Raw genomic sequence first — 11,817 nt, 5'->3', positions numbered from 1 at the left:
TATTAATGATTAATGAATTCCTAAACTTTCATTTGTTTTAGCGATAGATTTGGCACCATCTGTTTCAATTCCTGTAAGTGCTCTAATGGCATCAATAGTTTCGGGTATAACAATTGCTTGGTTGTCTACCACATAGGCGTAGAAAAGTTCATCCCCCACTACCTTCAGCATATCTTCCCATAGGGCTACTTCATACATATCGCCCCAAGGTCTTCCCATATCCAAAAACATTTCCTTGATAGTGTTGTTAGAAACTAGGCCTTTGTCATATTGAATTAGCTTGATACGACTAGATGTCTTAAAAGCATTCAGCACTTCTTCTTTCGAGGCTTGTTTTTTTAACTTCACATTCCAATAGTGCATATGGCTTAAAGTTTCTGGAACTTTTACTGCGGCAGTGATGACATCCAAATCTGGGTCAACGCTTTTAGCATCAGGACCTTGGTGGCTCGGGATGTCTTTTTCAGGAACCATCGTATTCATAATACCACCTAAATGGCTTTCCCAAGGATCTGTTGCTCTTCTTAAAAGTGTACCTCTGGCATAATCCAATAAATTGGCTCTTTTTAAAGCGGTCAACGTCCTTAAAATAGAAGTGGTGTTGCAGGAAACTACACGTGTAGCATCTAGATTTAGAGCAGACTGATAATTATTTTCAGCACTAAAGGAATGGCCTGTTGTTTCGTGTTTTTCGCCTCCGTGTAAAATAAATTTGATGTTTTGCTCTTTATAAATTGCTACATTTTGAGCCGCAATCTTTTTAGGGGTACAGTCCACAACGAGATCTGATTTTTTCAACAGGTCGTGCATATCGCCTTTTACTGAAATACCTTCGGATTTCATTCTGTCTTCTGCTTCTTGAGTTGCTGCGTAGATATCGTACTTTTTTCTCACGGCATTTTGAATGCGCCAATCGCTTATGATATCACACACGCCCGAAAGCTTCATATCGTCCTGTAGATTGATGGCATCGGCCACCCTTTTTCCGATGACTCCGTATCCTATAACTGCTATATTTTTCATATAAATTGTTTTAATTAATTATGATTTGTTGTTTTTATTATTTGTATTCTCCATTCCCATAGGCATATTGCCATCATCGTCTGTATGCGAAATCATAAAAAAACGTTCCGCAATGAGAATCAGGATAATTCCAATTGCTGCTACGATGAGCACCATTGGATCATTCAGATATTTTATATATAGAAAGGCTGCCAGTACTACCGTGTCCATTACAATAGCTATTAACGGAATGATGGGTTTAAATTTCACCTCGTTTTTTAGGTAGCGAAAAAGCCCCCAATGGATAGCTATATCCATAATAAGGTAGAAAATAGCTCCTATAGAAGCGATTCTTGTTAAATCGAAAAGGGCAGTGAGTAAAATGGCAAGGGAAACCGTGAATATGAGCGCTGGATTTTTAAAATTACCTATCCTTTTTAAAGAGGGTACTTGTTTCATATTACTCAACATCCCCAATAAGCGCGATGCCGAAAATACACTGGCGATAACCCCTGAAAAGGTTGCTACAATAGCGATTGCTATAGTAAACCATAAGCCCCATTCCCCAAAAACAGGTTCGGCTGCTGCTGCCAAAGCATAATCTTTTGCCTTTATTATTTCAGGAATGCTTAAACCGCCTGCAACAGCAAGTGCCAAGGCTACATAAATAAGTGTGCAGATAAGAATAGAAATCACAATGGATCTTCCAAGGTTTTTGTGTGGATTTTTGATGTCTCCACCTTGATTCGTTATTGTTGTGAACCCTTTATAGGCAAGGATTGATAATGCCAATGCCGCTACAAAGCCGAACCCTTGTGGTAAGGTTTCGGTATTTTGTGGGATATAGTCTCCTGTAATATCCGCAAATCCAGAAGCTACCAGACCTGCAATCGCAAGTAGTGCAATACCACCTACTTTAATAATTGCTGTAAAAGTGGCCGTTGCTCCAATTACTTTATTTCCTAGAATATTTATTATATAAGCTGTTACCAAAAGTAGAATACCAAGTATGGATGCATAACCAGCATAACTTTCTGGGAATAATCGAAGGGTATAAGCGCCAAAGGTTCCTGCAACTAAACTTTGTGCAACGACCATTGAAACATACATTAGTAAAGAATAGACACCGGTTGTCGTTCCAGGTCCATAGGATTTATTGAAAAACTTAACCACACCTCCAGAGGATGGAAAAGCATTTGAGAACTTTACGTAGGAATAAGAGCTGAAACCCACAACAACAGCTCCCGCAATAAAGGCAATCGGGAACAGATCTCCAACTAACTCCGCTATTTGTCCCATAAGAACAAATATGCCAGCACCAATCATTACACCAGTTCCTAGAGATATAGACCCTATTAAGGAAAGCTTATTGTTTTTATCTGTTGTGTCTTTCATTCGTAAATTATTTCTTTATGTTATTAACCGACGGTTTTGGTTTAAAATTTCTAATAATTAGGCGGTTGCTCTTTTCATAAGTGAAATAGCTTACCGCCCAATTAAAACCAACCATCAATCTATTTCTAAATCCGCTTATGGATAATAAGTGTACAACTGACCATAATAGCCAAGCGAAATAACCTGCAAATTTGAATTTGCCCAAATCAGCTACTGCCTTACGTTTCCCTACTGTAGCTAATGAACCTTTGTCTTTATATTCGAAAGAGTTCACACCCTCATCCTTAATAATTTTCAATAATACATTACCTAAATATTTACCTTGCTGAATAGCTGTTTGTGCTACTTGCGGATGTCCTTTTGGCGTTTCTTCTGTAATTACAGCCGCTATATCGCCTATGGCAAAAATGTTTTTGTAGCCTTCTACCATTAAAAATGAGTCTGTTTTTAAGCGGTTACCCTTTACCACGTGTTTTTTATCAATACCTTTTGGAAACTGTCCTTTCACACCAGCTGTCCAGATTAGGTTTTTTGTTAAAATAATCTTATCACAATTTGTGACAACCTGTGAACCATCGTAATTGCTTACCGATTCATTGAGTAATACCTTTACCTCCAAATCCTTCAAATATTCTAGCGTTTTTGATGATGCCTTGTCTGACATCGTACTTAAAAGCTCATCAATGGCTTCAATTAAATAGATGTTCATTATGGAAGAAGGGTATTCTGGATAATCTTTGGGAAGAATATATTTGCGGAATTCTGCCAAAGCTCCTGCCATTTCCACACCAGCGGGACCACCGCCAACGATGACGAAATTTGTTAAGGCATCACGTTCTTTATCATCACAAGTGATTGCAGCTTGTTCCAGATTTTGCAGCATCATATGGCGAATATTTAAAGAATCGCGAATGTTTTTCATCCCAAGACTATGGGACTCGACATTGTCCATACCAAAAAAATTAGTTGTTGTACCCGTTGCCAATACGAGATAGTCGAAGTGAACTCTTCCTTTATTGGTTATAATTGTGTTTGTAGAAGGTTGGATTTCCTCGACTTCAGCTAAACGAAACAATACATTTTTATAACCACTAATTTGTTTTCTGAAAGGGAATACAATACTATCAGGTTCCAAAGCACTCGTTGCCACTTGATAAAATAAGGGCTGAAACTGGTGGAAGTTGTTTTTATCGAACAGTACCACCTGCACCTCTTTGTGTTTCAGTTTTTCAACCAACGCTAAACCTGCAAACCCACCACCTATAATAATAACACGAGGTAAATTAGAGTCTGGAAGGCAGATTTCATCTGTTACTTTGCAAGCAGATTCTTTTGTATTATTATTTGAGTGGTTAGCGTTCATATTTAATTTTTATATCATTGGTATTAGCAATAGTTTACTTTGCGTCCTTGTCTTTTACAATCATTACTGAACATTTGGCGTGTGTTGCTAAATACTGTGAAACGGAACCTAATAAAAGACGTGAAAATGCGCCTTGCCCTTGCGAACCCACTACAATCAAATCGGCATCAAAAGATTCCGCTTTTTCCAAAATTTCTTTTTTAGGAAGACCGCTGACAACATTTGTTGTTATACGAAGTGAGCTATTTTTTTCTTTCAATACTTTACCAGCTTCGGAAACAATCTTTTTCCCTATTTTTTCAGCGTTTGATAAAAACTCTTTGTAGTAGGAATTAATAGAACTTGTTGATGTAATTAATGATGGTGTTGATATCGCAGGATGTTCATACACGTTTATAATGCAGACCTCACTTTCATTTTGTAAGGGTAATTTTGCAAGTTCTTTTACTGCTAGTTTACTAAAATCAGAACCATCTATGGCTAACACTATTTTCATAACTTGAATTTTTATGAATAAAGATTTCCTATCCTTTATTCTTATTTATAAATGATTGGGCATCTACTATGGAAGCGAAATAAAAAACACTTCCGCTACTTTTATCTTGAACAATAATTGCTGAAGCTTTATCAACTTTTGTATCATTTAGTGGATTACTCCCAAAGCGAACATCATCTAGATTTTTCTGTAACTTTTCAACACAATTTTCACAACAACCATAGTAGATAGTTCCATTGACGTCAATAGGTATTTGTGACACACCCATAAATCGGTCATTGACCATACAGACTTTTTCGTTGGGAACGATTTCATAATTTTGGGCTGATATAATGGCCTCATTTGCTGTTTGGGATGTTTCAACAGTTGGCTGTGTTACGCTTTCTGCAACATCTTTTTTCTTGCCAGAACAGGATAGAACTACTGCTGAAAGCAGTAGAAGGAACAATATAGCGATGGATACCTGGTATATCTTTCTTACTGGGTTCTTAATGGCTACAACTTGGATAGCATTGTTTTTTTGATTTGAGTGTATTCGTTTCATAGTGTTAATCTTTAAGTGGAATAATTATTTCAGTTTGAATGAGTTTTCGCCAATAGATATGTTCATACAATCCAGACCAATACATCCCAAAAGTGAAGGCGAACATTAATTCTTCAATAGGAATGCCCAAGACAAGAATATGGGTCAGGTTGTCTAGATTCCAGTACAACTCCACATATTGAGGATAGAACGGAAGGATGCTTCCGAAATAAATGAAGTACAATACCGTAAACAGAATTCCCCCAACCCAAATCTTTCCTTTTAAATCTGGGCGACAATAAAGAGTCGCCAATCCACCTATGAACAAAGCTATAATGCCGCAATAAATGTGATTGAGCGACGTAAAAAGCGCCAGAATGATGAATACAGCTGCTGGTATAAAAAGTATATAAATATGCAATCGGTGCCTACTATGACTTCGTTCGCTATGTGGTATTTCGGCAAGTCCTCTTTTAAAAATAAGGTTGTAGAGTACAGTGCCAATTCCACCTATTGCGAAAGAGAAAATCAAACTTTCGATATCGAAGCCTGTTTTTTCGGCCAAATCAAAAAGCGAAGGTGGAAACCAATATTCTGGTACAAACAACGGTTCTGTTAAACCAAAGGGCATCGTAATTAGGCTCATTTTGAGCATTTCTCTTCTAACTCCTTTTTTAGATAGATAGATAACTACCCAAAGAGCGAGAATGATAAGTGACCATATAAACCAGATGTATTGCATAACTTTATATTTTTCTAGTTTCTAAATAATTAACTGCCTCCTTGACCGTAAGTGGATAGGTGGCGTTGCCAGTACGAACATAAAAGGTGGTGTTTTCGGTATCGCTAACATAAACAGGTTTTTCAGAAGGTTCGATATCTACTAAACACACATCTTTTTCATTTAAACTATAGAATGAAATATGATTACTGAAACAAGCCTCGTGACCTAATTGTGTAGAAATGATTCTGAAAACTTCCCGCTCATAACCATCCCTGTTCTTGTGTTTAAGTGTTTTATAATCTTTTTCTAATCCTAAAACATTTCCGTCATCATCTACACCAATAATTAGTTTGCCACCCTTTGCATTCATAAAACCAGTGATAGTTTTAGCAATAACCAGCTCCAGTTCCTTATTGGTTGTTTTTCGATAATAGTCATAGCGTATGGAAGACTTGAACTCCACCATTACGTTTTCACCGGCTTGTATCAATGCTTCAATATCACGAATTAGCAATCGTTGTTGTGTGCCGATAAGCTTATTCTTTTGCTTAATGGTTATGAAAAACAGACCTGAGATTGTACCTAGAAAAATTCCTAAAAGCGTGAGCAAACCACCCATTCCCCTCATATCAAAAGAGAAAGACTCTAAAAAACGAGTTTTTAAAACGTCTTGAAACAAGGAAAATGAGAATGCCGTATTGCTGTACTCAAACCAATAGAGCACCATTGTGAAAGGGTGTACCAAGAAGTAGAAAATACCTGCCCAAATAAGTATCTGTACAATTATTGTTTTAATATGTTGCGTGGTATAGGTCACTTACTTTTATTTTATATAATTGTGTTCTAAGTTTAATAAGTCTTCGCGGTCACCAAACTGCTTATTAAATATTTGACTAAAAGAATATACAATAGCTAGTTGTAGACGATGCTCATTTTTTCCAAAAAGGTTTTGTGTAAAACCTTCATTTTCAGTATATCTATACTGAAATCCAATATCAAAATTTTGCCCCATTCGATAAAACCCGTTTGCTATAAATAGTAATTGGTTTGAGTCGGTCGATAAATTGTCCAAGGATTTATAACCACCACCAACAGAAATTTGATAATGTGGGCGTTCTAATTTTTGTTTCAAATATCTAAAAGTACCAAAGAGAGATGTTGACTGCGTTCTTGTGTAATCAAAATAATCATTAAGCTCTGTTATTTCATCCCAACCAAAGTTTTGAATAGCTTGAAATTTAAAATCCACAAAATTTATTGGGTCTGGCTTTAAATTCAGTATAGTACTAAAAAGTAAGTTTTTTACCGAAGAGTCAAAATCGTTAGAATATCCTGGTCTATCAGTGAAATAGTTGTTGTAACTCAATCCAATTTGTTGTAAGATATTTCTATTCCACCTTTGACTTTCTGGTACTCTGTAAACCAACGATAGTCCCATAGAGTTTAACCTAAAATCGTTAGGTTCTAAACTATCGTAGAAGTTTTCACCGTGTATTGAAACAGAAAAGCGTTGCTTAAATATGTGTGTGTAATCCAGTACATTGGCATATTGGTCACGTTCTGTATTTACACCATCAGAAAATGGGTTGAGTGCATAGACGAACTGTTGTGCATCATCATCACGTAATGTTGGGAATTCATTTAAGTTGGTCTGTGCAAGTGTACGCCCTACTTTAAAAATGTTGGTTTGGTCTTCCAATTTCATAAAAATATTATTGTAAAAGACCTCGCCCAAATTTGAATTGGCATCAGGAAATTGAAGCCCTAAAACAAATTGCGCTCTCCAGTTGTTATAAAGCTTTTGGCTAAGCCCCATTAATAATTGGGTATCAGAGAAATCTGTAACTGCATTGGACTCTTCGGAATTAAAGTTTAAATTGCCTGAGAAAACACCTTTGGCTCCAATTTCAAATTCTGGTGTAATCTGTGCGTTTGCAAGCCCAGAAATTAAGATGGCTATATATATGATTTTTTTCATTTTAACTGTTTTATAAATTATTCATCAAGAGCGATTTTTGGAAGTTTATCTTCTCCAAACATCATTTTGTTCATACTTCCCATATTTTTGTTTTCCATACCTTTCATATCTCCCATACCAGCATTTGGATTGTACATTGGATTTCCTGAATGTTTTGAAATAATCAACTCATCAGCTGGTAAGTCTTCGTATACTAGTGCTAACAAATTTCCTCCAGGATATAAACCGTTATTGGTCACTTTACGCGTGTCGTGATCGTGAAAAGTCCAAATACCCCTGTTCTTGCCTTCAACAATAATGTCAAAAGTTTTACCAGGTGTAAGAGGCACTGTGTTGCGTTTGAAAGGGTTCTCTAGAGGTACTCCATCGTCAGCTACCATCCAAAAATCGTGTCCGTGTAGATGTAAATGATGGGTTTCTGCACCAGCGTTTATAAGCCGAATTCGAATGTTCTCTCCAGATTTGATAAACAAATAAGGTGTAGATGGATATGACTTACCGTTAACTGTAAACCAATTGGCTTGTGGTAGATCTGAATTTGATCTTCGGTTGGTTACGTATGGTGGTTGATATCCGTTTTCTAAACTGGCGGTAAACTGTTCCTTATTATCAAAAACCGCCCATTGCTCGCTATTAAACCTTCCTTGTTTCATCAAATAGCTACGCTGTTTCATTCGCTCTAGCATACTATTCATTTCTTCACGTATATAGTTAGTGTCGTGTGATGAGTACACTAGAGTATATTCACGTTCATAGGGGAATTTCTTTTTAATTGAATCGTTTGGGTTTTCAACAATAAGACTACCAAACATTCCTGCCTGCATATGCATAAGTGTTCCCCAATGACAATGGTAAAAGTGTGTTCCTTCAGGCTCTGCTACAAACTCGTATATGAATTCATTTTTGGGCATTACTGGCAGTTGTGTAACGAAAGGAACGCCGTCCATTCGCCAAGGCACATAAACACCGTGCCAATGTATGGTATGGTTTAAATCTGTTTTATTGATGAATTTGACGCGTACCTTATCCCCAGCATTTACTCTTATTTCTGGCCCAGGAATCATATCATTAAAAGCAAGCGTATGATACTTATAACCTGGCGCAGGCTCGTGGGTATGAACATCTATATACAGCTCAAACTCTTTCCACTCGCCATCCATTTTATAGGGTAGCGTTTGTACTAGTTTGTGCTTATTGTTAGTTTTTGCTTCCTTGGCTAGTAAGTTACCAGGAAAGAATAGCATCCCTGCTGTCGAAACAGCTCCAGTGGCTAAAAAATCTCTTCTATCCATAATTTATCTTTTTACTTTAATTTGAGCATTATAAAAAGCACCTATGCACGCACCAATAAGCCACCCTAAAATGAATGTTTGAACGATACCGAATAATGCTTCTATTAGAGGAACATCCATTCTTATAATATTCGTGGTGTCTAGACCGTGTAAGAGGCTATTAAAGAAGGTGATTGTTCCTTCTTGACCCGCTGTGGCCATCACAATCATACAGCCCAAATAAATTAAGGATCCTGTTAGACCAAAAGCAAAACCGAGTTTTTTTATGTTTAATCGATACATAGTTTTATGATTTTCAGTTAGTTTTCTGACTTTAAAATCTTTACAGATTCTTCGTATTCTTCCTTAGAAATTTCACCTTTTGCAAAGCGTTTTTTAAGAATCTCTAATGGGCTTTCCTTCTTTGTTTTTTGATAGGGTATGTCAGCTGGGATAAAAAAGATCCAAGCAATTAAAATGATCCATATAATCCACCATATTAGGTGCATTCCTCCAAAGTGTCCGTCGTATAAATGCATAGTTTTTTAGATTTTAATTGTTATTGATTAAGTTCTGTGATTGTATATCCATTGAGCTCATCGAGTTGCTTTTGCAAGTCGGCAACCGAAAGTGCTTCATTCATCGTGATACGTGTAGCTCCTTTTGGTGCCAGAAAAATTTCTGCCTTTTCGATATTGGGATGTTCTTCCAAAGTCTTCTTGACCCTTGCTACACATCCACCACAACTAATTCCGTTTATTTGAAATTTTTGTTTCATTGTATATAGTTTTTAGTGATGTTGATGTCCTTTGTGTTCTTCTTTTGTTTCTTGTTCAGAATGATTGTGGTCGCTATCCTGATGCTTATGATTATTGTGCCTTCCGTGTCCGTGTGAACCGTGGGGCATAAACAGATGGATGCCGAACATAAAAAGGATGAAAATAAATAGTGATGAACCACCTCCTATACCAAATGAGGGCGCTAAAAAGATGAACAATAGTGGTAGCCCACAACCTATGACCATCCAAATCCAGTGATTGTTTTTCATTGTTTTTGTATTTAGAAGTTAAAAATTAATGATGCTCGGTATGATCCTGTTTGTTTGGACTATTCATATTCTGCATATCCATTCCTTTTTCGCCCATCATCTTTGAGCAAGATTCCATACAGTCCTCGCTCATCATTCCTTTTTCGTGCATCATTTTCATCATTGTTCCCATCATTTTTCCGTCATTCATCATTTGGTTCATCATCGAATGCATCATTGTACTGTCCTTCATCATCATTTGCATTCCTTCTCCTTGCATCATAGAGCCCATCATTTTTTTGTTGCCCTGCATCATTGCCATTGTGTGTTGACTGCCGTGCATACTTTCCATAAACTCGGTCATATAATCGTGGTTCTCGGTAACGGCATTAAACACCTCCGTACGAGTTTCAGGATTTTCCAATAGTGCTTGAGGATCTGCTCCTTGGTTGCAACTGCTTAAGCTTAAAAGCCCGATTGTTGATAAAACAATTAGTAATGTTTTCATAATTTTCTATTTTATTGAGTTAAACATTTATTTTTATAAACCCATTCCCAACAATCCACAAACCGTAGTTTAGGGAATGGGTTATCAGCTATTAACTGTCAGATTTAAAAAGGTTTTCAATCTTCTTTAATTTCATTTCTGTCGGGAACTTTTTCATTGTTATTCAATTTTTTTTAAACGCCATTTCTTGTTGCTGTCTTTAATGGCCACTAAATTTTCCGAAATGAATTTAGATGTTATGGTAGGTGGATTTTTATCCTCCTTATCTTTAGGCGATATATGAATGGCCAATTGAGTTAGATGGTCAATGGCTTTTCCTTGTTTATCTATAATTACTTCAAAATAATGGTAGCTAACGACGTCTTTGTTGAAAATGTCATTATAGCCTATGGTCTCTTTTTCAACTTTTAGTACCAATGCCTTATCATATTCGAAATTGGTCGCATTCAAGAATTGAGGTGTAATGACAGTTTTTCCAGTTTTATCGATATAGCCATAATACAGTATGCCATCTTTTTGATGGGCAATCAAGCATTTTTCGTTACTGAATATGGGGTAGGTTGCATTTCCTGTTTTGGTTAGCACCAAATCATTTCGAAAATCAATGATTACTTTGCCGTCTTGGTCAATAAACCCCCATTCGTTCCCTTTTTTAATGGCAGCTACTTCATTGTTAAAAGGCGAGATGTACTCTAAATTTTCTATAGTTTGTGTAATCCCTAGAAAGGGAATTAATACTAATGTGATGAGTAGTTTTTTCATTTTAGTTTGATTTATTTTGATAAAATTAATGATTGCCTTAAGCGTTTATCTGCATAACTTTCGTTGTTATCTACATAATTTCATCGTAAAAATTTCTTTTCCAGTTTTCAGTATTTTTATAATCGGTCATACTCACTCCAATTACTTCTTTGAACTGTCTAGACAGATGGTTGACGCTGCTGTAGTCCAATAAGTACCCTATATCTGAAAAGGAATGTTGTTTGAGTTGAATGAGCTCTTTAACTTTCTCTATCTTTAATTTGATAAAGTACTTTTCAATGGTTGTCTGTTGATTTGCTGAAAATAATTTACTCAATGTCTTGTATTCCCTATGAAGGCTTGATGCCAATAGTTCAGATGTTTTTACTTTGATATGTAATGGTAGCTCTTGTAATTGTTCAATTAGAATAATCTTGATTCTTTCTACGAGCATTTCTTCTTCGTTCTGCACTATTTCAAAATCATTGGCGTGAAGCACGGTTGTTACTGCATTGATGATTTCACTGTCTGTTTTATTTGGTGCTTCTACTAACAATCTTCCCAATTCCAATGAAAGTACGGTTACTTCAAGTTCTTGTAACTCCTGCATAATTACTTTTAAGCAGCGATTACAGACCATATTCTTAATCCAAAATTCTTTTGGTTTGCTCATAGTATATAATGTATTGTCATTGAGTTTTAACTCAATGGTTTGAAAGGTTAAGACCTAACAGGGTTAATGGTGTATAGTATTGTTGGGAATAGAGTACAACAAATGTTAGCCAGAAG

The 11,817-nt window shown here is 36.3% G+C and carries 16 protein-coding genes; all 16 read right to left on the bottom strand.

Going from position 1 to position 11,817, the window contains the following annotated elements; all coding sequences use genetic code 11:
* Window positions 1–9 precede the first annotated feature (9 nt).
* A complete protein-coding gene (locus BUB91_RS17415) occupies window positions 10–1,023 on the bottom strand; it encodes a type II glyceraldehyde-3-phosphate dehydrogenase (RefSeq protein WP_034886831.1) in 1,014 nt (337 codons plus the stop codon).
* 18 nt (window positions 1,024–1,041) lie between these two features.
* Entirely contained in the window at window positions 1,042–2,397 is a 1,356-nt protein-coding gene (locus BUB91_RS17410; protein ID WP_034886832.1) for an APC family permease, read from the bottom strand.
* A gap of 7 nt (window positions 2,398–2,404) precedes the next feature.
* Window positions 2,405–3,760, bottom strand: a complete 1,356-nt coding sequence (locus BUB91_RS17405; RefSeq protein WP_034886834.1) for an NAD(P)/FAD-dependent oxidoreductase — start codon at window positions 3,758–3,760, stop codon at window positions 2,405–2,407.
* A gap of 34 nt (window positions 3,761–3,794) precedes the next feature.
* Window positions 3,795–4,256, bottom strand: coding sequence for a universal stress protein (locus BUB91_RS17400; RefSeq protein WP_034886836.1), 462 nt, complete (start codon window positions 4,254–4,256; stop codon window positions 3,795–3,797).
* Window positions 4,257–4,284: 28 nt separating this feature from the next.
* Entirely contained in the window at window positions 4,285–4,800 is a 516-nt protein-coding gene (locus tag BUB91_RS20675) for a hypothetical protein (protein ID WP_051931021.1), read from the bottom strand.
* Window positions 4,801–4,804: 4 nt separating this feature from the next.
* Window positions 4,805–5,521 (bottom strand): lycopene cyclase domain-containing protein, encoded by a 717-nt coding sequence (locus BUB91_RS17390; protein ID WP_034886837.1) that lies wholly within the window; start codon window positions 5,519–5,521, stop codon window positions 4,805–4,807.
* Window positions 5,522–5,525: 4 nt separating this feature from the next.
* Window positions 5,526–6,320 (bottom strand): AlbA family DNA-binding domain-containing protein, encoded by a 795-nt coding sequence (locus BUB91_RS17385; RefSeq protein WP_034886838.1) that lies wholly within the window; start codon window positions 6,318–6,320, stop codon window positions 5,526–5,528.
* 6 nt (window positions 6,321–6,326) lie between these two features.
* Window positions 6,327–7,481 carry a hypothetical protein gene (locus tag BUB91_RS17380; protein WP_034886840.1) on the bottom strand — a complete coding sequence of 385 codons (1,155 nt, stop codon included), beginning with the start codon at window positions 7,479–7,481 and terminating at the stop codon, window positions 6,327–6,329.
* Window positions 7,482–7,498: 17 nt separating this feature from the next.
* Window positions 7,499–8,773, bottom strand: a complete 1,275-nt coding sequence (locus BUB91_RS17375) for a multicopper oxidase family protein (RefSeq protein WP_034886841.1) — start codon at window positions 8,771–8,773, stop codon at window positions 7,499–7,501.
* 3 nt (window positions 8,774–8,776) lie between these two features.
* Window positions 8,777–9,055 carry a DUF5676 family membrane protein gene (locus BUB91_RS17370; RefSeq protein ID WP_034886842.1) on the bottom strand — a complete coding sequence of 93 codons (279 nt, stop codon included), beginning with the start codon at window positions 9,053–9,055 and terminating at the stop codon, window positions 8,777–8,779.
* A gap of 17 nt (window positions 9,056–9,072) precedes the next feature.
* Entirely contained in the window at window positions 9,073–9,291 is a 219-nt protein-coding gene (locus BUB91_RS17365; RefSeq protein WP_034886843.1) for an SHOCT domain-containing protein, read from the bottom strand.
* A gap of 20 nt (window positions 9,292–9,311) precedes the next feature.
* Window positions 9,312–9,530 carry a heavy-metal-associated domain-containing protein gene (locus BUB91_RS17360; RefSeq protein ID WP_034886844.1) on the bottom strand — a complete coding sequence of 73 codons (219 nt, stop codon included), beginning with the start codon at window positions 9,528–9,530 and terminating at the stop codon, window positions 9,312–9,314.
* Window positions 9,531–9,542: 12 nt separating this feature from the next.
* The gene (locus tag BUB91_RS17355) at window positions 9,543–9,800 is read right to left on the bottom strand and encodes a hypothetical protein (RefSeq protein WP_034886845.1); all 258 of its coding nucleotides are present in this window, start codon (window positions 9,798–9,800) and stop codon (window positions 9,543–9,545) included.
* A gap of 25 nt (window positions 9,801–9,825) precedes the next feature.
* Complete coding sequence (locus tag BUB91_RS17350; RefSeq protein WP_034886847.1) at window positions 9,826–10,287, bottom strand: hypothetical protein; 462 nt, start codon at window positions 10,285–10,287, stop codon at window positions 9,826–9,828.
* Window positions 10,288–10,446: 159 nt separating this feature from the next.
* Complete coding sequence (locus tag BUB91_RS17345) at window positions 10,447–11,049, bottom strand: WG repeat-containing protein (RefSeq protein WP_034886849.1); 603 nt, start codon at window positions 11,047–11,049, stop codon at window positions 10,447–10,449.
* Window positions 11,050–11,119: 70 nt separating this feature from the next.
* Window positions 11,120–11,701, bottom strand: a complete 582-nt coding sequence (locus BUB91_RS17340) for a helix-turn-helix domain-containing protein (RefSeq protein ID WP_034886851.1) — start codon at window positions 11,699–11,701, stop codon at window positions 11,120–11,122.
* Between the last annotated feature and the right edge of the window lie 116 nt (window positions 11,702–11,817).

This window comes from Leeuwenhoekiella marinoflava DSM 3653 (assembly GCF_900129005.1).
Taxonomy (GTDB): domain Bacteria; phylum Bacteroidota; class Bacteroidia; order Flavobacteriales; family Flavobacteriaceae; genus Leeuwenhoekiella; species Leeuwenhoekiella marinoflava.
The sequence above is the reverse complement of the archived record's forward strand: the minus strand, read 5'-3'. Positions and strand labels throughout refer to the sequence as shown.